Annotated in this window: 20 protein-coding genes; 17 read left to right on the top strand and 3 right to left on the bottom strand. The window is 59.0% G+C overall.

Features of this window, described 5'->3' with window-relative positions; translation table 11 throughout:
- Window positions 1–58: 58 nt before the first annotated feature.
- The 3 genes from FKG94_RS09065 to FKG94_RS09055 are packed head-to-tail and all read right to left on the bottom strand — an operon-like array spanning window position 59 to window position 2,597.
- Window positions 59–985 (bottom strand): polysaccharide deacetylase family protein, encoded by a 927-nt coding sequence (locus tag FKG94_RS09065; RefSeq protein ID WP_142903902.1) that lies wholly within the window; start codon window positions 983–985, stop codon window positions 59–61.
- Between the two features lie 2 nt (window positions 986–987).
- Entirely contained in the window at window positions 988–1,908 is a 921-nt protein-coding gene (locus tag FKG94_RS09060) for a polysaccharide deacetylase family protein (RefSeq protein WP_142903901.1), read from the bottom strand.
- 2 nt (window positions 1,909–1,910) lie between these two features.
- On the bottom strand, window positions 1,911–2,597 hold the full coding sequence (locus FKG94_RS09055) for an isochorismatase family protein (RefSeq protein ID WP_142903900.1): 687 nt from the start codon (window positions 2,595–2,597) through the stop codon (window positions 1,911–1,913).
- 383 nt (window positions 2,598–2,980) lie between these two features.
- Here FKG94_RS09055 and FKG94_RS09050 point away from each other — a divergent pair, with 383 nt between their 5' ends.
- The 17 genes from FKG94_RS09050 (at window position 2,981) to FKG94_RS08965 (ending at window position 22,197) form a co-directional block, all read left to right on the top strand.
- Entirely contained in the window at window positions 2,981–3,691 is a 711-nt protein-coding gene (locus FKG94_RS09050; protein ID WP_142903899.1) for an urease accessory protein UreH domain-containing protein, read from the top strand.
- Window positions 3,692–3,747: 56 nt separating this feature from the next.
- The gene (locus tag FKG94_RS09045; protein ID WP_142903898.1) at window positions 3,748–4,647 is read left to right on the top strand and encodes an amidohydrolase family protein; all 900 of its coding nucleotides are present in this window, start codon (window positions 3,748–3,750) and stop codon (window positions 4,645–4,647) included.
- A 51-nt stretch (window positions 4,648–4,698) separates the two neighbouring features.
- On the top strand, window positions 4,699–5,895 hold the full coding sequence (locus FKG94_RS09040) for a CaiB/BaiF CoA transferase family protein (RefSeq protein WP_142903897.1): 1,197 nt from the start codon (window positions 4,699–4,701) through the stop codon (window positions 5,893–5,895).
- Between the two features lie 110 nt (window positions 5,896–6,005).
- Window positions 6,006–6,296, top strand: a complete 291-nt coding sequence (locus tag FKG94_RS09035; RefSeq protein WP_142903896.1) for a hypothetical protein — start codon at window positions 6,006–6,008, stop codon at window positions 6,294–6,296.
- Between the two features lie 47 nt (window positions 6,297–6,343).
- Complete coding sequence (locus FKG94_RS09030) at window positions 6,344–7,366, top strand: DUF4437 domain-containing protein (RefSeq protein ID WP_142904107.1); 1,023 nt, start codon at window positions 6,344–6,346, stop codon at window positions 7,364–7,366.
- A 30-nt stretch (window positions 7,367–7,396) separates the two neighbouring features.
- Window positions 7,397–8,056, top strand: coding sequence for a glutathione S-transferase family protein (locus tag FKG94_RS09025; RefSeq protein ID WP_142903895.1), 660 nt, complete (start codon window positions 7,397–7,399; stop codon window positions 8,054–8,056).
- Window positions 8,057–8,089: 33 nt separating this feature from the next.
- Window positions 8,090–8,809, top strand: coding sequence for a DUF3108 domain-containing protein (locus FKG94_RS09020; RefSeq protein WP_142903894.1), 720 nt, complete (start codon window positions 8,090–8,092; stop codon window positions 8,807–8,809).
- 36 nt (window positions 8,810–8,845) lie between these two features.
- Window positions 8,846–9,409, top strand: a complete 564-nt coding sequence (locus tag FKG94_RS09015; protein WP_142903893.1) for a VOC family protein — start codon at window positions 8,846–8,848, stop codon at window positions 9,407–9,409.
- 12 nt (window positions 9,410–9,421) lie between these two features.
- Window positions 9,422–10,426, top strand: coding sequence for an NADP-dependent oxidoreductase (locus FKG94_RS09010; RefSeq protein WP_142903892.1), 1,005 nt, complete (start codon window positions 9,422–9,424; stop codon window positions 10,424–10,426).
- Between the two features lie 145 nt (window positions 10,427–10,571).
- A complete protein-coding gene (locus FKG94_RS09005; protein ID WP_142903891.1) occupies window positions 10,572–11,720 on the top strand; it encodes an AraC family transcriptional regulator in 1,149 nt (382 codons plus the stop codon).
- A gap of 268 nt (window positions 11,721–11,988) precedes the next feature.
- Window positions 11,989–13,791: a glycoside hydrolase family 9 protein gene (locus tag FKG94_RS09000; protein WP_142903890.1), complete on the top strand. Its 1,803-nt coding sequence runs from the start codon at window positions 11,989–11,991 to the stop codon at window positions 13,789–13,791.
- 148 nt (window positions 13,792–13,939) lie between these two features.
- Window positions 13,940–16,477 (top strand): glycoside hydrolase family 3 protein, encoded by a 2,538-nt coding sequence (locus tag FKG94_RS08995; protein WP_142903889.1) that lies wholly within the window; start codon window positions 13,940–13,942, stop codon window positions 16,475–16,477.
- 789 nt (window positions 16,478–17,266) lie between these two features.
- Complete coding sequence (locus FKG94_RS08985) at window positions 17,267–18,295, top strand: chromophore lyase CpcT/CpeT (protein ID WP_179957565.1); 1,029 nt, start codon at window positions 17,267–17,269, stop codon at window positions 18,293–18,295.
- Window positions 18,296–18,585: 290 nt separating this feature from the next.
- Window positions 18,586–19,266 (top strand): hypothetical protein, encoded by a 681-nt coding sequence (locus FKG94_RS08980; RefSeq protein ID WP_142903887.1) that lies wholly within the window; start codon window positions 18,586–18,588, stop codon window positions 19,264–19,266.
- Between the two features lie 352 nt (window positions 19,267–19,618).
- Window positions 19,619–20,731, top strand: a complete 1,113-nt coding sequence (locus FKG94_RS08975) for a hypothetical protein (RefSeq protein ID WP_142903886.1) — start codon at window positions 19,619–19,621, stop codon at window positions 20,729–20,731.
- An 18-nt stretch (window positions 20,732–20,749) separates the two neighbouring features.
- Entirely contained in the window at window positions 20,750–21,556 is an 807-nt protein-coding gene (locus tag FKG94_RS08970; protein ID WP_142903885.1) for a MotA/TolQ/ExbB proton channel family protein, read from the top strand.
- The gene (locus tag FKG94_RS08965; RefSeq protein WP_142903884.1) at window positions 21,553–22,197 is read left to right on the top strand and encodes an OmpA/MotB family protein; all 645 of its coding nucleotides are present in this window, start codon (window positions 21,553–21,555) and stop codon (window positions 22,195–22,197) included. The genes FKG94_RS08970 and FKG94_RS08965 overlap by 4 nt, the downstream gene beginning before the upstream one ends.
- Window positions 22,198–22,228: the final 31 nt, after the last annotated feature.

Here is a 22,228-nt window from a genome sequence, read left to right as displayed (position 1 = left end):
AATGGTACTGATTGAAGTGACATGGAATCCGCGCATGAGTTGATTCAGTTTTTTGCAGTTATCCCTGTTGAACGTTAAAAGCATCCAAAATCTCACCGGCAGTGGCCGACCAGACGCTGTTATGCCCGGTGATATAGGCCAGCACCTGCTCCAGCCGGCCAATACGATGCGGTTGGCCCAGCATCCACGGGTGAATGGAAAGCGACAGAATACGCCCGCCTTCACGCTGCGCTTCCTCTAACAGGAAATCAAAGGCATCGATAACCTGCTCTTTGTAGGCGTCTTCGGAATGTAGGTTATTCATCAGGATAAACCGGTCTTCCAGTTCCATCGACAGTGGCATCGCGGTCAAGACACCATTGCGGGTGGTAAACGGATAGGGCATATCGTCATTGACCCAATCGCAAAAATACTCGATCCCGTTGGCGGCCAGTAAATCCGGTGTCTGTTCGCTTTCATTGCGGGCCGGGCTGATCCAGCCGCGCACCGCCCGCCCGGACAGTTGTCGCAGCCGCGTCACGGCACGCTCCACCTGCTCGGCTTCCTCGGTCGGGTCCTGGCCGCCGTAGTGCAGGGCGTCCATATGCCAGCCGTGACAGACGATCTCGTCGCCGCGGCTGAGAATTTGCTCCAGCAAATAAGGCGCGCGCTCGGCCAGGCGGGTGTTGATGGCCATGGTCGGCTTTACACCGTACTGATCGAACGCCTGGAAAAAGCGATAGATGCCCACCCGATTGCCGTAGTCGCGCAAGGTAAAGTGGCGCAGGTCGGGGTAGGGCATGGTCATGCCGCCAGGCGCTTTAAACGGTTGGCCGCGCTGATTGAGCGGGAAAAATTGCAGTGCGACATTCACCCAGAGCGCAATCTTTTTGCCGCCGGGCCAGGTGACCGGTTTGCGATCCGCCAGCATCGACCAGGTGTAACGATCATGGTCCATACCGTAGCGGCGCTGCGGGTATTGCAGGTAGTTGTCATCCAGCGCCATAGTCAGCGAACCTCCGGTGTGCGGGCGGCAATATCGCCCAGCGCCTGATCGTAGCAATGCTCGAGAAAGTAATCGGCAATCTCGCGCCCGGTGGTGACCCAGACATCGCTGTGCCCGGTGATATACTCGAGCGCTTCTTCAAAGGCCCGCAAACGGTGCGGGCAGCTCACCTGGTAGTTGTGGGTGGGAATGCACATCACCGTGCCGGACGTCGCCCCCTCGGCGTACAGACGGTCAAAGTTGTCCTTTAACATCTGCCCGTAGCGGCGCGGTTCCACTTTGTTGACGACGTAGGCGATGGTGTCGTTCATCTCCAGCGAGTAGGGCACCGAGATAAAACGTTTGCCGCTGCGCACTTTCACCGGTGTCGGCTGGTCGTCGTGAAACAGATCGCAGGTATAGATACCGCCGACCTCGGCAAACAAGTCCAGGGTGTGCTCCGAATGCGACAGCGCCGGCGCCAGGTAGCCGGCCGGCTTGCGTCCCGTATGGTGTTCGATGGTGGCCACCGAATCCTCGATCATCTGCCGCTCCTGGGCTTCGCTGAGGCCGTAGGTGTAGCGGGTGTTATAGATACCGTGGCTGAAAAATTCCCAGTCCCGCTCCAGGCACTGTTCGATAATTTCCGGGTGGTGATCGCACAGCGCGGTGGACAGGGAAATGGAACCGCGAATACCGTACTTGTCCAGCAGCCGCATCTGCCGCCGGTGGCCGACGCGGTTGCCGTAGTCGCGAATCGCATAACCCGGCACGGCCGGCGCCGGTTGCGGCCAGGGCGCCCGCTGCGGATTGGGCGGCGGGTTCAGTTCGTAAAACTCAATATTGGGTGCGACCCAGAACGCCAGCCTGGCACCGCCGGGCCATTGCAAGCGGGGCCGGTTTTCGTAGGCCCAGTAATCGTAAAATCCCGGTTCTTCGCCCATAGTCACTGCCCCTGGCCAGACCCTGCCGGCTGCCGGTTGAGCCACTCGAGAACCTCCTGCACATCCAGCACATCGGCATATTTCAGCGCCAGGTCGGTAAGGTTGGCGTAGTGGTAACTTTCGTGTTTATCGGCCACGCACTGCTCCGGCACTATGGTGCGGTAGCCGCGGCTGAGACTGTCCACGGCGGTGGCGCGGATACAGCCGGAGGTGGAGCCGCCGGTAATGATCACGGTATCCACCTGGTGCCAGACCAGTAACGACTGCAGCGGCGTTTCAAAAAACGCCGACGGCATTTTCTTCACGTACACGGCATCGCGCACCCGGTCTATGTCCAGGCGATCGTCAAACTCACTGCGCACGGAATCGAACTTGATATTTTGCAGCGAGTCGGGCGTATCGGTGCGGGTACCCCAGACGCCGGCGTCCTCACCGGAGGCCATATAGGCCACATGGGTCCAGACCACCGGCCAACCCAAGGCGCGAAAGCGGGTTGCCAGCGTGTTGATATAGTGCATTTGCTGCGGGTCGGTTTCGTAAGCCGTTTTGAACAGATCGGTGCGGGTATAGGCTTTTTGCGGATCGACATTCACCAACGCCGCCTTGCTGCCAAAACCGAAACGGGCGCGGGTGGGGTTTGCCTTGATATCCAGGTAAATCGCCTTGGCGGTCTTGGTGGTGGTTTCCATTAGCTCTCCGGAATCATGCCTGCTGGCATAAAAGTTATATAGCTATAACTATATAGCGTAGACTTGCATGGGTAAAGTGCGACTGAAGCCATTATAGAGAAGATCGGCCGCTACCCGGTCGCCAGTTGCGTAAGGGCCCAGCCACGCTACTGCGGGGGTTTGATAATTATCAATGCGACGGGCAGTGGGCTCCAAGTAGGGTGAAGGCAACCATTCGCCATTCGAATGATGAAAACCATAAAAATATTAATGTTATAGATATAGGACAATAGAGTGTATACAATGCCGGTAAACGGCCCTACTGCGAAGATAGCCGCCCGAGATAAGGAATATCTGAACAGGAGGAAAATCGCAGAGGCGAGGCACATCCATAGAGCTGCGTTATGACCCCTGAAATTCAAATCCTGATTGTCACCGCCGCGACCATCGCCTTTGTCCACACGCTGCTGGGGCCGGACCACTACCTGCCGTTTGCGGTAATGGCCAGGGCACGCGGCTGGAGTCTGCGGAAAGTGACGGGCATTACCCTGGTGTGTGGTCTGGGCCATATCGTCGGCTCTATCGTGCTGGGGTTTGTCGGCGTGGCCCTGGGAACCGCCATCGCCACCCTGGAGTGGATCGAGACGGTACGCGGAGAACTGGCAGCCTGGGGCCTGATCGCTTTCGGCCTGGTCTATCTGGCCTGGGGGCTGCGGCGCGCCCACAAGGGCCGCCCGCATTCCCATCTGCACGCCCACGGCGACCTGGTACACAGTCATGCCCACAACCATCACGGCGAGCACGCCCATGTTCACACAGCGGACGACAGCAAAAGCCTGACCCCCTGGGCGATCTTCCTTATTTTTGTATTGGGCCCGTGCGAGCCGCTGATTCCGCTGTTGATGTACCCGGCCGCCCGCGAAAGCATGCTGGGTGTGGTGCTGGTCACCGCAACCTTCGGCCTGGTCACGGTGGTGACCATGTTGGGTGCAGTCATCCTGACGGTGTGGGGACTCCAGCGCGTCAAGGTGCCGGGCCTGGCGCGGTTCGGACACGCCCTGGCCGGCGGCACGGTGCTGGTATGCGGTGTATCCATCCACCTGGTGGGACATTGACGGGAAGACTGGTGACCACGGATGCAAAGCGGCTGAGAGTGCAATGAGGCAGAGCGATGAGTGACTTGAACGCCAGTGTCGATAACGATCGCAATGACCGTCCTGACTACGGCGCGATCGATGCCGTAGTCAATATCTGGACCGCCGAGGCACTGGCTCAACGCCCGGACTGGACCGACGATTTCTTCGTCGGCAAGGTCAAGGGCCAACACGACAGCAGCGGTATCCCTTTGACCGCGATGCTGGCGCAGATGGATGCGGCAGGTATTGAAAAAGGTCTTCTGGTGGCGGCCAAAACCGGTCGGCCGGGCCTGCCGGGGTCTTACCATATGCCCTACGAGATTGTGGCCCGCGCCTGTGTCGAGTACCCCGGCCGCTTTTACGGGCTGGCGGGAATCGATCCATTCCAGGGTATGGACGGTGTCAGGGCACTGGTGGACGCGGTCGAAAACATGGGTTTCGTCGGTGCCCATCTCTACCCGCACTGGTTTGAGCTGCCACCCAACCACGCGAAATACTACCCGTTCTATGCCAAGTGCATCGAGCTGGATATTCCCGTTCAAATGCAGGTGGGCCAGTCCCTGATTTATTCGAAGGAACAGCGCTGCCGCAGCGTCGGGCGCCCCATCTACCTGGACGATATTGCCTGCGATCTGCCGGAGTTGAAACTGATCGGCTCCCACGTGGGTATTCCCTGGCACGACGAGATGATCGCCATGGCCTGGAAACACGAGAACGTCTATATCTGCACCGATGCCCACAGCCCCAAATACTGGCCGCAGAGCCTGGTGCAATACATCAATTCCTACGGGCAGGACAAAGTTATTTTTGGCACCGACTTTCCGGTGCTGCGCTTCGAACGCACGGTCGGTGAGATCGATGCGCTCGGTCTCAAGCCCCGGGTGCGCAGAAAATTTCTGCGCGACAATGTGCAAAAGCTCTACAAAATTGCCTGACCCGGCGGCGGGGTCCGCCCCGCACCGGAAAGGTTTGCAGGAGTCGACGTTATGGCCGGACCGCTAGCCGGTGTGCGCATCCTCGAGCTGACCAGCGTGGTGCTGGGCCCCTGGGCCTGCCAGATGCTCGGCGACCTGGGCGCCGAGGTGATCAAGATCGAACCGCCCGGCGGCGATACCAATCGCAACCTCGGGCCGCACCGTCACGATAAACAGATGTGCTCTCTCTACCTGACCTGCAATCGCAATAAACAGAGTGTCGTGCTGGATTTAAAGGCGGCCGAGGGCAGGGAAGCGGCCTTGCGGCTGGCGGCCGGGGTCGATGTGTTGATTCACAATTTTCGCCCCCGGGCCATGCAGCGGTTGGGACTCGACTACGAGGCGGTACAGGCGCGCAACCCGACGATTATTTACTGTGCCACTTACGGTTACAGCAAAGACGGACCCTACGGTGACAAAGGCGCCCTCGACGATTCAATCCAGGCCGCCAGCGGCATCGCCATGCTGCAAAGCATGGTCGAGGGTGAGCCCCGTTACCTGCCGACTATTGTCGCCGATAAAACTACCGCCCTGACCGTGGTGCAGGCGGTCCTGGCGGCACTGTTTCACCGCGAGCGCAGCGGCGAGGGGCAGGCGCTCGAGGTGCCCATGTTCGAAAGCATGGTGTCTTACGTGATGACCGAACATCTCTGGGGACTGACGTTCGAACCGCCGATCGGGCAGGCGGGTTACACTCGCCTGATGAGTCAACAGCGCCGCCCTTACAAGACCCAAGACGGTTACCTGGCGGTCTTGCCCTATTGGGACAACCACTGGAAAACCTTCTGCGAGTGCGCCGGACGTCCCGACCTGCTGGCAGACCCGCGGTTTATCAATATGCGCGAGCGGCTGAACAATATCGACGCCAGCTACGCCGCCACCGCTGAGGTGATCGCCACCAAAACCACACAGGCGTGGATCGACCTGCTGGGGGAGACCAATGTCCCGATGATGGTGGTCAACACCCTCGATGGCTTGATCGACGATCCGCACCTGAAAGCCTCGGGGTTCTGGCAATTGTTCGAACACCCCACCGAGGGCACTCTGCGCATGAGTAAACCGCCGATCAATTTCGAGAAGACGCCGGCCGAGATTCGCAGTCTGGCCCCGGCGCTGGGCGAAAACAGCCGGGATGTTTTGCGCGCGGCGGGCTACAGCCCCGAGCAGATCGAGGCGCTGGCTGCCGCCGGTATTACGACAATCAGGTGACCGTTTAGGGTCGCCGCAAGTGACTGCGGGCTGGTGGCGGTAAAACGCCGCCTTGTCAAAACAGTTGTTTCCCACTTGTTTTCAGTTTGTTTTAACGACAGGAGCCGACCATGACATTTAAAAATCTCTTTATCGAGCACCGGCGCACGCCCGAGGCGCAGGCCTGGATCGACGAGGAAGTCGCCGCGCAGGAGCAGCGGTTCCAGACTATCGAAAAGCAGATGCGCGACCTGGCGCCACAGCGTGAAATCTGGTACCGGGAGTTTTTCGATCGCATCAGCACCATCGGTTTTAACGCCGACGGCGACGACAAGGTCCGCATCAAACCGGAAGATCTGCCGGTACAACCTGAAGGTCGCCGGGATCGCGTGGTGTGGAAACACGGCACCGACACCGACTGAACCCACGACAGCGGCAACCGACGTATTGACCTATTTGGAGAGAGATCATGGCCCGTCCCCATATCGAACCGTTTTGTGATCGCGATGTTAACTTTAAAAACATGCTGCTGCCGGGTTTTGGCCGCGGCATGGGTTACAAGATGCTCAGCCTGGACAACGACACCGGCGCCTGCAGCATGACTGTGCAATTTGACGGCGGCTACAGCCAGGCGCCGGGATTTTCCTGGTCCGAACTGGAGATGATCGTCATCGAGGGCGAACTGCAGGTCGGTGCGCGCAAGGTGCGCAAAGGGCACTATTTCTTTGTGCCCGCCGGTTACGCGTTGCCGGCGCTCAGCAGCACCGGCGGCGCCCAGGTGTTAATGATGTACAACACCGGCGAACCCAGCCACGTCGAAGCCACCGAGCACCACCCGCTGAGCCAGGTGGACCTTTACCACGATATCGATTCCTATATGGATATTCCCTGGGCCGTGGGCAATGTGACCAAACCCTCCGTGGCCAGCGGCTGTATGATCAAACTGTTGAACTACAATCCCATCTCCCATGCGATGACGTTTTTGTATTGCATGACGCCCAATTTCTACCAGGACAATATTTCCTATCACGACTGTGCCGAGGAGTCTTACCACCTGTGGGGCACCTCCTGGATGATGCAGTTTGGCGACCTGCCTTCCGGCGGTTACTTCTGGCGCCCGGCTTATATCAACCACGGCGCTTTCGCCAGCGAGTTCGGCTGTATCGCCCTGGGGCGCACGGATTCAAAGCTGTTCAATCACTTCCACTACAACCCCTGGACCACGCCGGTGGAGAACCGGGCGCGCTCCGCGGCGCGCATTTACCAGCGCGACCCGCTGTTGTACCGGTGGATGATGAGTAAGGATCATAACCATCCGCACAGCCCGCAGGACTTCGAGCAGACCATGGCCAGGCGCGGTCCCGATTACGACCACGCCGCGGCGGCGGTCTCTGACGGCAAAGAGCATCATCACTGGCACGGCCACCACCACCGTCATGATGGCGATCATGATCACAGTCATAGCCATGAACACGGTCACCGGCACGACTGACCGCGGTGCAAAACAGGAGCAGCGACAACCATGCAACTGGTCAATATTGATCACTCGCCCTATGCCGCGCGGGTGCGTATACAGATTCGCAAAAAAGGTCTGCCGATCACCATGACAGAGTCGCCGGTGCCGCGCAAAACACCGGCGTTTCTGCAGGCCTTTCCGCTGGCCAAGATACCCTTGCTGGCGCTGGACAACGGTGACCACCTGCCGGAATCGGTGGCGATCATGGAGTACCTGGAAGACAGTTTTCCGGCACCGCCACTGCGCCCGCAAGAACCGCTGGCGACGGCCCGCATGCGGGTGTTGAGCTGTTTTACCGATACGCACCTCGGTCCGGCCCTGGCGCCGCTGTTTCGCGCTTTGCTGCTCTCGGACACCGGCGTCGACACCGGCCGGCAGATGGATATTGTGCGCAACGAGTTGGACAAGCTGGACCGTTGGCTGGCGGCTGACGTGCCATTATCGCAGCGGTCGCTGCACTTGGGTGATCTGGTACTGGCACCGACGTTCTGGTACGTCCTGGCTTTGGCGCAGCAATTCGGCGCGGCAGATATTGCCGGCGGTTTCGAACGGGTGCAAAGCTGGTGGACCCAGGTTAATGAGGACCCGGAAGTCAGTCGTGCGATGGGAGAGATGGACACCGCATTTCGCGCTTTTACTGATACGCTGCAAAAACCGGTACCCTGAAAGCGTCGACACACCGAAACAACAGGAACCACCATGAACCACCGCACCCTGCGAGGAAAGATCCTCTACACCAGTAAGAAGCCGGAGCAGGTGGATGCCGAGCGCGGCCGCGAGTATTTTACCCTCACCCAACAGGCCGACGGCACCGATGTGCTGCTGGCCCATTGCGAAATTGACGACGCGCCCAATGTCGTGCGCGACGTGTGCCTGTCGCTGCACCACAGCGACGCCCGCCCTATCGATTGCAGCGTGCGGCTGAGTGTCGGCGACCGTTTCGAAGGCAGTGGTTGGATGCGGTTTACCGAGACTTATGCCGAGTGTGAAACCCACAACCGGCGCGACGGGCGCCTGCACCAACGCCTCGATCTGCAGCGCCCGGTGCGCTGGCTGCAGGCGCACCCCATCGCCGGCGACGCGCTGCTGATGCGACTCTACGATCTGGCCCGGGGCCCCGGCAAGCAAATGCAGTCCGACCTGTTGCTGACCTCGCCGGATCACCGCGGCGCCACCGGGCCGCAGTTGTTTCCGGCCGGTTTCGGCATCGTCTATATCGGCGAAGAGGAGATCACCGTCGGCGCCGGAACCTTTGCCGCCCGGCACTTCCAGGTGACCGATACTGCCGGCAGCCTGCCGGAGGAACACCCCCCGTACGATATCTGGTGCAGCGCCGATGACGATTATCTTTTATTGCGCGCCGGCGCCGGCGGTTATATGCAGACTCACTATGAACTGGTCGAACTGGAGCGGGGCTGAAGGGCGCCGGTCCGCACGGGCAACGGGAGAAACCCTATGAAAACAATCGTTGTTGCAGTCATTATCTGGACACTGGCAACCGCCGCCGCGGCCAAACCGGTGCCCGAGGCCGAGCGTATCCCGGTGGATGTGCGCCGCACAACATTTATCGTCAAGGACGCCGGGGCGTCGCTGCCACTTTACCGCGATGCGCTGGGGATGAAAGTCATCTACGACCAGGTACTCGAATCCGGTGATCCAAAGGACACCGAAAATTATAAAAAACGTCGCCTGGTACTGTTGCGGGCCAACGACGATTTTATCGGCGTGCTGGGGTTGTTACAGTATATGGCACCGGTCAAGCCCGAGCATCGGGATCGTTTCGACGTGCCGGTGCCGGGCGATCCTATTGTGGTGATCAACGCGGACAATCTGCAACAGGTGTGGCCGAAGGTTGTGGCGGTGCCCGGATTGGAAGTGATCAGTCCGCCGGAGCGGATCGAGTACCCGCGGGCCAGTGGCGGCACCATCGCCGTGATGCAGTCGATGATCCGCGATCCGAACGGCTACTGGATCGAAATCAATAAGATTCTCGACGCGCCGGCCGGCCTTGAAAAGTGATGAGACAAGCCTATGAACGATAATCTGCAAGTGCAGCTGGCCCGCAATCCGGCGGGCGTGCCGGTGCCGGAAGACTTCACCGTGGTGACCGCCGCGCGGCCGCAGCCGGCGGCGGGCGAGGTGCTGTGCCAAACCCTGTATCTGTCCCTCGATCCTTACATGCGCAGCCAGATCGCCGGACGCCACCTGTCCGGCGCGGTGGCGCCGGGCGAGGTCATGCGCGGGGAGACGGTGAGCCGGGTGGTGGAATCCCGGCACCCCGGCTTTGCAGCCGGTGACACCGTGCGTTGCTTTGGCGGTTGGCAGTCTTATTCAGTACACGGGGCAGGGGAGTTATACCGGGTAGACGAGGCGATCCAACCCGTCTCTTACGCACTGTCGGTCCTGGGAATGCCCGGTTTGACCGCCTATGCCGGACTGATCTGGCAGGCCGAGCCGCGGGCCGGCGACGTGGTGGTGATCCCTGCCGCTATCGGTGGCGTCGGCGCCACCGCCGGGCAGTTGGCCAAGATTCACGGCTGCCGCGTGATCGGCATTGCCGGCTCCGACGAGAAATGTCGCTACGCGGTCGATGAACTGGGTTACGACGCCTGTATCAACCGCCGCACCGAGGATATTGCCGCGCGACTGGATCAGCTCTGTCCCCAAGGGATCGATATCTTTTTCGATCTGGTGGGCGGCGAGATACTGCAGCTTGCCTCACAGCGCCTGGCGGTGGGTGCCCGGGTTATTCTCTGCGGCCTGATGGCCGAGTACAACAGCAATACCCGGGCAGCGGGGCCCGAGCCCGGGCTCTGGATCAAGGCCCGGGCCCGGGTACACGGGTTGGTGGTATATGATTTTGAGCCCCGGCGCGCCGAGTTCATCAATGCCTGCCTTCCCTATGTCCGCGATGGACGCCTGCAAATGCGCGAAGATATCGCCGCGGGACTGGCGGCGGCGCCGGTGGCGTTTTGCCGCCTGATGCGCGGCGAGAACCTGGGCAAGGCACTGGTGAAAATAGCGGAGGAGGGGTAACGGGGGTATCGACAGACCGCCGGGTAATAGCATAAGGTGCGGAACTATATACTGGTAAGGCACCGGGATCATAAGCATCATAAGCCCCAGGGGAGCTGGAGGCAGTGAGGTCCGCCCGGCTGCGCGGGGTCGATGAGCTGTCTGCATGAAAAGCCACCTGTTTAACATCCACGATATCGTCCTGATCATGACGATGAACGCCTGCATACTGCTGGCGCTACTGCAGAGGTTGATTCTCACCCAAAGGCGGTTGTCCCACTATTTGTTGAGTGGGTTTTTCCTGTTGATTTTTATCAATACCGCCAGCACCCTGGTGCTTTGGAGCGAAGCCCTGCAGGACCTTCCGCTGCGCAACCAGACATGGCTGCCGCTGGCACTGGCGGCGTCCTATCTGCTGAAAGGGCCGGCGCTGTATTTCTACCTGCGCTCGATCTGCCTACCGGCCTTTACCTTCGATTACCGCCACTGCGCCCATCTGGTGCCGGCGCTGCTGGCAGTGGCGGCCATCGCGTATTTCGGCATCGATGCCGGCGACTTGTCGGGGAGCACCAACCCCGTGAAGAGCCAGGCGGTGCTGTGGTTGTGGACGACGTTGAAGCTGCTGCCGGTTATCTATGCTGTGGTTTGTGTCTACACTGTGCGCCATGTCAGCACCACCCTGATGAACCACTACTCCGACCTCGGTGAAATGGGTGCCGGCTGGGCCAATATCCTGGCGATGGGGTATCTCGTGCACTGGGCCTGGTCGCTGTTGACTCACCTGATCGGCGGCCGGATAGCCCTGCGGCTATCCGATGCCTTTGGCATTGTCGACAATTATCTGGCTTTTATCATGGTCAACCTGCTGTTTGTCTACAGCCTGTTCTATGCCCGCCGGCTGGCTGCGGTCACCGCGCCGGAGGACGGTCGGCATCAGGACCCGGATAAAAAAGCGGCCAGCCCGGCACTGCCGGCAAGCGCTATCGACAAAGTCGAGGGCGGTATCCGAGACGCCAAGCTGTACCTGGAACACAATATCACCATCGAACAATTTGCCCGGCGCATCGGTTTGAGCAGTCGTGATACCTCGCAGGTGATCAACGCCCATTTCAATGCCAATTTTTTCGAGTTTATCAACAAGTATCGGGTCGAGGAGGCACAGCGTCTGCTGGCCTTGGAACAATACCGGGACGCCACCATTCTGGATATTCTGCACCGCTCCGGCTTCAACAGTAAATCCGCCTTTCACCGTTTCTTCAAGCGCATTGCCGGCGTGTCCCCATCGGAGTACCGCCGGGCCCACCTCAACCCCTGACACCCCCGCCGCCGGCCCGGGCGGGTAAGTGGCCCGCCCGGAACGCCCCAGTTTCGGTGTTTTGCACAATCTGGGACGACCGGCGCCGGCGGGCTCGTTAGCATGATGGCAAAATGGCACTAGACGCCGCGCCGGTACCCGGCTTCACCGTCGCTGAACGCCGGACCACAGCCGCAGCGCCGCAGGTCGTCCAGAGGCAGTGAATAATGATACTGAATAGCGCCCATTAGTTAGTTGCACCGGATTGGAGTCCGCTGGAGTGATTACCGTGAATCATCGAATACTGTGCTTGATTGCCTGCCCCCTTGTTGTTGCCTGTCTCGCCGCCTGCGGCGGCGGCAGTTCGTCCGGCGCCGATCCCGCGGCACCGGTAGGCGGGGGTGTACCCACCGCGCCCGAGCAGGCCATCAGCCTCAACCAGATCGGGTTTTACACCGGCGGCCCCAAAATTGCCGCAGTACCCGTTCCAGTGCCAGTTCCAGAGACCGCAGCTGCAGCCGAAACCTTTGCCCTTGTTACGCTCGATGACAAGGAAGTTTTTCGCGGCGACCTGTCCGTTGCCCGGCGCTGGCCCCACGCACAGGGTCGTGTGCGCCTGGCCGATTTCTCTTCTTATACCGACGCCGGGCGCTATCGCCTGCAGGTGGAAGGACTGCAGCCGTCCGATCCTTTCACCATTGCCGATAACGTGCACAATGAACTGAACCGCTCGGCGCTAAAGGCGTTTTATTTCAATCGCAGCGGTATCGAGCTGACCGCGTTTTACGCCGATCGCTGGGCACGGCCCGCCGGGCATCCGGACACCGCGGTCGCCGTGCACAGTTCAGCCGCGTCGGTCAGCAGGCCGGAGGGCACTTTGATCAGCGCGCCGATGGGCTGGTACGACGCCGGCGACTACAACAAATATATCGTCAACTCGGGGATTGCCACCTTTACCCTGTTGGCGGCCTACGAACACTTTCCCCAATATTACGCCGCTCGGGAAGGCGCCATTCCCGAGAGCGGTAACAGTCTGCCGGATATTCTGGACGAAGCGCTGTGGAACATTCGTTGGATGCTGAGCATGCAGGACCCGGCCGATGGCGGCGTGTATCACAAGCTTACCACTTTGCGATTTTCCGACCGGGTGATGCCGCATCGGGCCACCGCCGCGCGCTATGTGGTGCAAAAGTCTACCGCTGCGGCGCTCAACTTTGCCGCGGTGATGGCCGTGGCAAGTCGGGTGTTTGCCGATTACGACGCGGAACTGCCCGGCTTCGCCGCTACCTGCGCCGAGGCCGCAGAGCGAGCCTGGCAGTGGGCCCAGGATCACCCCGACCAACCCTATGTGCAGCCGCCGGATATCAACACCGGCACCTATGCGTTTCCCGGTTTTGACGACGAATTTGCCTGGGCTGCGGCCGAACTCTATATCGCCTCGAACGACGACAGCTATTACACCGAGTTCACCCGTTACCGGGCGGCGTCCGGTCTGGCGCTGGGTGTCCCGAGCTGGACCCGGGTAGATACGCTTGCATACGTCTCGCTGCTGCATCACCAGCAGCATCTGAGCGGCGCTGCCGATATTGACGGCCTGCGCGCGGCCTTGCTGAATCTGGCGGATACGCTGCGCGACGGTGCCGTAACTTCCGCCTACGGTGTTGCGATGGGCGGCGGCGCCGGTGACTTTGTCTGGGGCAGCAATGCCGTGGCGCTGAACCAGAGTCTGGTATTGATTCAAGCTTACCGCCATACCCGCCGTATCGACTACCTGCACGCGGCCTTGGCAAACCTGGATTACGTCTTGGGCCGCAATGCACTGGCGATGAGTTTTGTTACCGGTATCGGCCAGCGCAGTCCACAGCATGTTCACCACCGGCCCTCCGCCGCCGATAACGTGGTGGAGCCGGTGCCGGGCTGGTTGGCGGGCGGGCCGCACGCCGGCCAACAGGATGGTTGCAGCTACCCCTCCGACCTGCCGGGCGCCTCCTATCTCGACGACTGGTGCAGCTACAGCACCAATGAAGTTGCCATCAATTGGAACGCGCCGCTGGTTTATGTCAGTGGGGCTTTGGAGGCGATAAGCTGGTGACGCTATTTATCCCTTTCTTCGCCTTTTGCAGCCGGCTCAGTTCAAACGGACGCGACCGGGAGGTGTCGATGACAGGCGCAGCGACATTCATGACAGACGCAGCGGCGCTCCCGTCAGTCAACCATAACGACAACAGGATTTTTTAAGAATGCGTACTCTTCTCTATTTTGTAGGCCTTGTAGTTCTAGTGCTGGGCTGTAGCGGCGAGCGGAGCGAAAGTCCCCGGCTCGACAGCCACCAGGCCGCCGGTGCTGCGCCGGCGCCGCGTATCAATCCGGCTATTTGGCCGCAGCAGTCACCGCCGTTGCCGCAGGACCCGGCGCTCGAGCAGCAGATCGCAGCACTACTCGCACGTATGACGCTCGAGGAAAAAGTCGGCCAGGTGATTCAGGCCGATATCGCCTCGGTCACGCCCGCCGAAGTCAGAGAATACCACCTCGGCTCGATACTGAACGGCGGCAACTCGGCACCAGGTGGTGACAACCGGGCACCGGCGTCGGCCTGGTTGGCACTGGCGGATGAATTTTGGCAGGCCTCTACCGATACCGGGGATGGCGGCGCCGGCATTCCGACGCTCTGGGGTACAGACGCGGTACACGGTCACAACAATATCGTCGGTGCCACCATCTTCCCCCACAATATCGGCCTTGGGGCCGCCAATGATCCCGACCTCATGTACGCGATCGGTCGCGCGACCGTCACCGAGATGCTGGTGACCGGGCTCGACTGGACGTTTGCCCCCACCATTGCCGTGGTGCGCGATGACCGCTGGGGGCGCACCTACGAGAGCTACTCCGAGGACCCGGCTATCGTCAAAGCCTATGCCGGCCGTTTGGTGGAGGGCATTCAAGGCGCTATCGGCAGCGACGACTTTCTCGGCGATACGCAATTGATCGCCACGGCCAAACACTTTATCGGCGACGGCGGTACTGTCGACGGGCGCGACCAGGGAGATAACCGCTCCAGCGAAGCGGCGTTGCGGGATGTCCAGGGCGCCGGTTATCCGGTGGCGATCAGGCACGGCGTGCAGGTGGTGATGGCGTCGTTTAACAGTTGGCACGGGCGCAAACTGCACGGCCACAAAGCCTTGTTGACCGACGTGCTGGTACAGCAGATGGGCTTCGACGGTTTTGTCGTGGGCGACTGGAACGGTCACGGGCAGGTAGCGGGTTGCAGCAACGTCTCCTGTGCCGCGGCGTTTAACAACGGCATTGATATGTTTATGGCGCCGGATAGCTGGCGCGGGTTGTTTGCCAATACCCTGGCTCAAGTCAGAGAAGGCACCATCAGCGAGCAGCGTCTGGACCAGGCGGTGAGCCGCATTCTGCGGGTGAAATTCAGGGCCGGTTTATTCGATGCCGGCCTGCCTTCCAAGCGTCAATACGCCGGGCGCTACGAGTTACTCGGCGCGCCGGCTCACCGTCAACTGGCGCGTCGGGCAGTGAGACAATCACTGGTGCTGCTCAAGAACGAGGGGCAACTGCTACCGGTGTCGCCCACTGCGCGCATACTGGTTGCCGGCGACGGTGCCGATAATATCGGCAAGCAGAGCGGCGGCTGGACCCTCTCCTGGCAGGGGACGGGCAACAGCAATGCGCATTTTCCCAACGGCACGTCTATTTATGCGGGCATCCGCCGGCAGGTAAGCGCCGCCGGCGGCACTGCGGTGTTAAGCGAAGAGGGGGACTACAGTATCAAGCCCGATGTGGCTGTGGTGGTGTTTGGTGAGGACCCCTACGCGGAATACCAGGGCGACCGGGCCCATCTGGACCTGCCCGGGCAAACCGGCCTGGCGCTGTTGCAAAAATTCAAAGCTGCGGGTATTCCCACGGTGGCGGTATTGCTGTCCGGTCGCGCCCTGTGGGTAAATCCTGAAATCAACGCCGCCGATGCGTTTGTGGCGGCCTGGCTGCCGGGTACCGAGGGCGGTGGGGTAGCCGATGTTTTGTTGCGTGGGCCGGACGGCGGCATACAGCATGATTTTACCGGCAAGCTGTCGTTTTCCTGGCCCCGCAGCGCCAGTCAAACCGCCGTCAATATCGGCGACGCCGATTACAATCCGCTGTTTGCCTACGGTGGGGGACTTACCTACAGCGATCGCGTCAGTCTCGGCACCTTGTCGGAGGACCCGCAACTGGCGGTGCGCGCCGGCCTGGCCGACAGTTTCCTGAGCACCGGCGATCCGGTCGCCCCCTGGCGGCTGGTGATCAGGGATACCGGCGGCACCGTACAGGTAACCACCGGCAAGGCGCTGAGTCCCACCGGCGCGCTGGCGGCCACCGCTGTCGATCACAAAACCCAGGAAGACACCAGCTTGTTTGTCTGGAGGGGGCGGGCGCAGCTATCCATCGAAGGCGAACCGATTGATCTGTCAGGGCAAGCCGCTGACGGCGTGGCGCTGGAAATCGGTTATCAGGTTATCGGCGCTGGTGTCAGTCAGACCCGGCTCAGTCTGGGCTGCGGTCCTGATTGCGCCGGTGGTGTCAACATCACCGAGCAGCTCGCCGGCAAACTTAACCGGGGGTGGCAACTGGCACACTTGAAACTCAGTTGTTTCGCCCGAGCCGGCACGGATATGGCCAGTGTCAATGTGCCGTTGGAAGTGCAGGCGGCGGGCCCGTTAAGCCTTCAGCTCAGTCATGTCAAACTGGTGCCCGGCCAGGCCGATGCCGGCTGCACGCTATAGTGGTTGCAATACCTGGGGGACGCCTGCAACCCAGCAACTTAGACGCCCAATACCTGGGGGACGCCTGCAACCCAGCAACTTAAGCGATTAAACGTTAAATGATTCCATAACAAGGATCGAGCGCCGACAGTTATCGTATCTACTCGGCAAACACTACCGGATAATGAGTTTCTGTGCACTAAGTTGCTAAGTTGCAGGCGTCCCGAATGGCACTGCTTTAAGCAAAAGTGTGCTAATTGGCCGGTTTACCGCTGGGTGGGGCTTTCAGAAACACATCGTGAACCCATCCCTGGGGATTTCCCGACAGCATCCCTGCTGTCGAGAGTTTCTGAAAGCCCCACCCAGCGGTAAACCTACTTCCGATATTCTTAACCAAGATCGTTAGGGATAGTGTGGAGGTCGATAAACTGCGCAAATTTGCTTAAAGCAGTGCCATTCCAGGCGTCCCGTTGCTACTCGGCCGTTGTTAACCTAGGTGGCCAACTTTGACATAAATCAATGCGCCATCCTCTTTGGTGTAAGGGCTGTGTTGGCTGAGATGCAGACTGCGTAACCATGATCCTTATCCTTGCCGCTAAATGCAGGGGACCCGGAAGTGGAGTCACTGCGGCCGGACACTTGCGGTATGACAGGGTAAATAGCGGGCATATCTATCGACGCCACGATTCACCACAAAAGACCTATAGACATAACAATAAATTTTATTGTACTGTCCTAATTAGTCGTCGGCCCGACTATCGTAACGGCTTATCATTTATATCAAATTCAATTGAGAGAGCAGGGGTAGCAATGACTCGCAGAACCGTATTTGGGGCCGCGACCGCGGCACTACTACTACTGGCAGTTACAGCCGGTTGCGCCGGCCCTGCGGGCCAGACCGGCAAAGCCGTTGGCGAGCAGAGCCTGGAGGCGGATTTCGCGCGTTTGCTAAGCTGGTTTGGCGGCGAGTACAACAACTACGAACAGGTCTGGCAACAACAGGTTGACGGCCTGGAGGGCGATGCCCTGCACGAACATATCCACCATATTTTCCTGCCGGTCTCGGCGCCCAATATCGGCACGCATACCTACTTCGTAAAGCAGTACACCGACGGTGATTACGAAGCGGTGTATCGCCAGCGCCTCTACCATTTCACTCAAAACCCGCGCCAAGGGGCAATACAGTTAACGATTTACAGTTTCAAGGAAGAGCACAAATATCGCTATACCGATCGCAACCCGGATCTGATCCGGGCGATTACGCTCGAGGAGCTGCGCACGGTGCCGGGCTGTGAAGTCTACTGGAAATACAACGGCGAGTATTTCGATGGCCATATGCAGGCGCAGGCCTGCCACTTCTATTCAACGCGGTCGAAGAAAGAAATCTACATCACCGACACCTTGCGACTGACGGCAACGGAAATCTGGATCGGCGACAAAGCCTACGACGCCGGAGGCAATAAAATATTCGGCCGCGACGAGCCGCATAAAAACCGTAAAGTGCGTTATTTCAAAGGCTGGATGGGGCTGCAACGGCAGAAAGTCGATCCCGATGCAGCCCCTGAGGAATGGGTGTTTGTGAAAGAATTCAGTATCCACAACGAGGGTCAGATAGTACCCATCTTCGATGACGTCGGCAATAAAACCGGCTACTCGGTGCAACTGGCCAGGTTGACCTACCAGAACACCCGCCAACCCATTCTGAAACTGGGGCTGATTGAAGACGCCAGTGGCAAGACAGTGACCTATATCTGGTCCGAGGTGGGTTCCCGGCGCTTGGGTATGAACCTGCGCTGGATGCAAGTGGGATTGACGGCGCAGCAGGCGGCCGCGCTCTAACACCCTCATAGGTTGTCTGCCGGAGAATAGGACTGTAAAGCCGAAGGTCGCTGGGGCCGATGGTAGCTGTGCCGGTTGGAGAGTGCGGGAGATACAGACAGCGTCTATCCGACATGTCACCAGGTGGTGAAGTGGTACAAAATTTACCCAGTTGCAGAGAGGCAGACAAGGTTACCAGCCATCGATGGCAAAGCCCCGCATTTGACAATTGTTAAAGCCGAGGCCGACACGCGCGGCTATGCTGGTTCGCTACTGCAATCCGGATTAGCGCTGAACAAGGGGACATACTGATGGGTATCACAGAGCTGGCCGTACTGAAGTGGCTCCACATTATCGCCATGGTCTACTGGCTGGGCGGTGAATGGGGCGTATTCCAGACCTCCTACAACGTGGTAAACCGCAAACTGCCCATGGATGAACGCCGCCGGCATATGGAAACGGCCTACCGGATCGATATTCTCGCCCGCACCGGTATCATTCTGTTGCTGCCCCTGGGCCTGCATATGGGCGTGATCTGGGGTGTACAGCCGTTTGGCGGCGGCTACCTGATCGCCACCTGGGTGTTCTTTGCGTTCTGGCTGGGGCTGTGCTGGGCGGCGTTTGTCTACCGGGAGACCGATCGCGGCATTCGCCTGACCCGGATCGACGAGGCCATTCGCTTTGTCGTGATTCCGCTGTTGCTGATCAGCAGCTTCGCCTCACTGATGGGCTACGGACCCTTTAACGCCGAAACGGGCCAGAAGTGGTTTTCCGCCAAGGTGTTGATTTACGCACTGCTGTTGGTGATCGGCCTGAAGCTGCGGTTTATCATGCGCGAGTGGACGGTGATCTTTCGGCAGTTGGCGCAAAAAGAAGACCCGGTACTGGAGAGCACCCTGGAAAAATCCATACAGACAGGACGCAACCTGGCCTATGTGTATTGGATAGGTATTGCCACAGTGGCGTTTTTCGGGGCCACCAAGCCATTTTGACAGCCGCTGCAAGCCACCGCCAAACCCCGTCCATCTTCCCGATATCACACCCGGCGTGCTTTGTTCCAGGCGTCGGGTTACTACTGTGATCTGCCCCAGGTTTTTGACATCTGCCGCCCAAAACCATTAGAACCCGCGGCAGATTTGGTGATAGTCTGCCGCAGGGAATCTCTGAAAATGTCTCGGATGACAGGTTGATCAGGGTGAAAAAGTCAGGATGAAAAAGACCGGCACCGGACTGTATCGTCACCTCTCCGGAAACACGTTAACGATGTTTCACTGATGCGATAGCCTTTCTCAGACTCCCGCACTTAAACCAATATGTTTTGGTAAACCGCGCGAGCAGCAGACTATGGCTATCTTTGATAAAGAAAAGCTACAGATCATATGGGAGGAAGAGGGCGCGGACCTGTCAAAGGCCTCGCTCAGCAAGAACCTTTCCGCCGTCGACTACGACAGCGAGGGCAAATATTTTTATATAACCGTCGACAAGGTTTTATTTTCCAACCCGGCCGCGATTATCAAATCGGTGCTCGACGCCCACGGCTATGTATCCAACCTGGAAAACATCCTTTCCTGCCTCGACAGCTTTGTATTTTCAATCCGCGCCAGGGTGCCCGATAAAGAGGAACCGCAGTCGCAACCTGCCCGAGTCAATGAATACCTGCCCTGTATCCGTTTCGAATTGCCGCAAACCAATAAAGTCGGGCATGTCCTGCAGAGTTTCTACGACGAAATTGCCAAATACGAAGCCACCCTGACCGATCCGAAAAAAGCGTTTTGGTCCACAGACGGCGGCGACAAAGAGAGCGACCGGGCGTTGAAAAAAGAAATCCGTCGCCTCGAAGCCGACAACAAAGCACTGCAGGAACAGGTCACCGCACTGACCCAGCGACTGATTGCGGAGCAGAAGTCCCTCAGTCGCGCCTCCCGCGCACTGGATTCGCAGCAGAACCTGCCGGAAAACACCAAGATATGCAGAGTCGAGCAGGTAGACCTCAAGCGCAGGATTATCAAAGTCAAAGCCTTTCGCAAGCTTATCGATGTGCCCACCCATATGCTCGATCGGGTGCCGGAGTTCCAGGCCCGCTGCCTGATTATGTTTGATGACGACGAACAGGTGCCGCTGGGTGTCTTGTTTTTTGACAATGAGGAGTTGGACAGCATCGAGAAGCGCACCGCCGAGTTGCTCTATGTCGAAGGGGACAGCTTCAAGGCTCGGGATTCGCTGCGTAACGAGTTTCAGATCAAAGCCGTCAACGAACTGGAAGCGGACAGCATCAAGTCTCTGCGCCGCGGTATGAAGGTACTGATCTCGATTGCCGACGACTACGTCGTGCGCTTTTCCGTGCTGAATTCGGCCAACGCCAATCATTTTACCCGCACGCTGCAGGAACAGTTTACGGTCTACGAGATCGGCCGCAATCAACTGATCGACGTGAACGACGACGCCACCGACCCGTAACGCCATGGAGACGTTTGCATGAATGGTTTGAAAGAACACAAATACCTGGTTGCATCAGGTAAACGCTTTGACCCGATAACGGTATTTTTCAGCGCCGGCCTGTTGATCGCCGTGCTAGTCTCGGCCGTCAACCTCGAGGGCGGTATTGAATCGGGCAGCACCATTATGTTCAACGACTTTCGCAGCTTTTTCTTTGTGGTCGGCGGCACCTTCGGCTGTTTGCTGTTCCAGTTTGATCTGGCCACGCTGCTACATACGTTTCTGTTGACGATACGCTCGTTTATCAGCAGCCCCTCACGCCAGCTCAACACCACTATCGATGAACTCGACGAGGCGATTATCAAAGGCAGCAGTATCATGACGCTGCGCGAAGGGGAGGAGATCACCGGGGAACTGCTCAACGATATCGTGCATATGATCAAAGAAAAACTCTTTTACGAGGAAATAGAAGAGTTTGTGACCAACCGTGTAGCCTCGGTGTTTTTGACCCGCAAGGTGGCTGTCTCGCTGCTGAACAAAGGCGCAAAAATAGCGCCGGCACTGGGTCTTCTTGGTACCGTTATCGGACTGATCGAAGTGTTACAGTCTCTCGAGGACCCTTCCCGCATAGGGCCGGCCATGTCTCTGGCGCTGATGACCACCGCGTTCGGCTCCGTCCTCGGCTCCCTGGTGTTCACCCCGCTGGCGGGGCGCCTCGAGCACCACAACAACCTCTACCTGGAGACTCATAAACTGCTGATGAATCGGGTCAGTGTGCTGATCCGACGCGAGGAACGCCGGCTTAACCCGGTTGTCGCCAATAAGAAACTGGACGCTGAACCATGAGCCTGGAGCAACTGGCCGGCGAGCACGACGAGGAGGGGCTCGACGCCTTTTACATCAGCTTTGGCGATTTGATGGTCATCTTGTGTGTGTTCCTGGTGATGTTGCTGACCATGAGCAAAATCGAGATAGGCTCGTTTGAAAAAATCAAAAGTGTTATGACCGGCACCACGGAGAATACGCTGGTCGAATTGACCGATTCCCTGGAGGAAATCATCGAGGGCATCCCCGGTGTCCCCGGGGCCTCGGTTCACCTGGGCAAAGACGGCGTGCGGGTCGATCTCGATACCGGTGTGCTGTTCGACCAGGGTAAGGCGATTATCAAAACCGATGCCCTGCGCGCTATCGATCCGGTGCTGCGGGTCATATTGAAAACCGACTACCTGGTTGATGTGGAAGGGCATACCGACGATGTGCCTTACTACCGCATTATCGACAATGAAACCGTGACCAACTGGAGCCTGAGCGGAAAGCGGGCCAGCAGTATGATACTGCACCTGGGTAACCTCGGTTTTGCGCCGGAGCGACTGCGGGCGGTCGGTTACGCCCACACCCGCCCGGTGGTGGACGTCACGGGTAAGCGCGGACCGGAACTCGAAGCCGCCAGGGCCCGCAATCGCAGGGTTTCCCTGTTAATCCGCTAGTGCACTATTGAAGCAGGCAGAAAAAGACCAT

The organism is Exilibacterium tricleocarpae (assembly GCF_007004655.1).
GTDB lineage: Bacteria > Pseudomonadota > Gammaproteobacteria > Pseudomonadales > Cellvibrionaceae > Exilibacterium > Exilibacterium tricleocarpae.
Note: the sequence above shows the minus strand (reverse complement) of the source record. Positions and strands in the feature narration are given on the sequence as shown.

What these genes read in the sequence shown, in the direction of transcription:
- FKG94_RS09065 (WP_142903902.1), bottom strand. Translation starts at nt 985, where the DNA reads ATGGCGCTGGATGACAACTACCTGCAATACCCGCAGCGCCGCTACGGT.
- FKG94_RS09060 (WP_142903901.1), bottom strand. Translation starts at nt 1,908, where the DNA reads ATGGGCGAAGAACCGGGATTTTACGATTACTGGGCCTACGAAAACCGG.
- FKG94_RS09055 (WP_142903900.1), bottom strand. Translation starts at nt 2,597, where the DNA reads ATGGAAACCACCACCAAGACCGCCAAGGCGATTTACCTGGATATCAAG.
- FKG94_RS09050 (WP_142903899.1), top strand. Translation starts at nt 2,981, where the DNA reads ATGACCCCTGAAATTCAAATCCTGATTGTCACCGCCGCGACCATCGCC.
- FKG94_RS09045 (WP_142903898.1), top strand. Translation starts at nt 3,748, where the DNA reads ATGAGTGACTTGAACGCCAGTGTCGATAACGATCGCAATGACCGTCCT.
- FKG94_RS09040 (WP_142903897.1), top strand. Translation starts at nt 4,699, where the DNA reads ATGGCCGGACCGCTAGCCGGTGTGCGCATCCTCGAGCTGACCAGCGTG.
- FKG94_RS09035 (WP_142903896.1), top strand. Translation starts at nt 6,006, where the DNA reads ATGACATTTAAAAATCTCTTTATCGAGCACCGGCGCACGCCCGAGGCG.
- FKG94_RS09030 (WP_142904107.1), top strand. Translation starts at nt 6,344, where the DNA reads ATGGCCCGTCCCCATATCGAACCGTTTTGTGATCGCGATGTTAACTTT.
- FKG94_RS09025 (WP_142903895.1), top strand. Translation starts at nt 7,397, where the DNA reads ATGCAACTGGTCAATATTGATCACTCGCCCTATGCCGCGCGGGTGCGT.
- FKG94_RS09020 (WP_142903894.1), top strand. Translation starts at nt 8,090, where the DNA reads ATGAACCACCGCACCCTGCGAGGAAAGATCCTCTACACCAGTAAGAAG.
- FKG94_RS09015 (WP_142903893.1), top strand. Translation starts at nt 8,846, where the DNA reads ATGAAAACAATCGTTGTTGCAGTCATTATCTGGACACTGGCAACCGCC.
- FKG94_RS09010 (WP_142903892.1), top strand. Translation starts at nt 9,422, where the DNA reads ATGAACGATAATCTGCAAGTGCAGCTGGCCCGCAATCCGGCGGGCGTG.
- FKG94_RS09005 (WP_142903891.1), top strand. Translation starts at nt 10,572, where the DNA reads ATGAAAAGCCACCTGTTTAACATCCACGATATCGTCCTGATCATGACG.
- FKG94_RS08995 (WP_142903889.1), top strand. Translation starts at nt 13,940, where the DNA reads ATGCGTACTCTTCTCTATTTTGTAGGCCTTGTAGTTCTAGTGCTGGGC.
- FKG94_RS08985 (WP_179957565.1), top strand. Translation starts at nt 17,267, where the DNA reads ATGACTCGCAGAACCGTATTTGGGGCCGCGACCGCGGCACTACTACTA.
- FKG94_RS08980 (WP_142903887.1), top strand. Translation starts at nt 18,586, where the DNA reads ATGGGTATCACAGAGCTGGCCGTACTGAAGTGGCTCCACATTATCGCC.
- FKG94_RS08975 (WP_142903886.1), top strand. Translation starts at nt 19,619, where the DNA reads ATGGCTATCTTTGATAAAGAAAAGCTACAGATCATATGGGAGGAAGAG.
- FKG94_RS08970 (WP_142903885.1), top strand. Translation starts at nt 20,750, where the DNA reads ATGAATGGTTTGAAAGAACACAAATACCTGGTTGCATCAGGTAAACGC.
- FKG94_RS08965 (WP_142903884.1), top strand. Translation starts at nt 21,553, where the DNA reads ATGAGCCTGGAGCAACTGGCCGGCGAGCACGACGAGGAGGGGCTCGAC.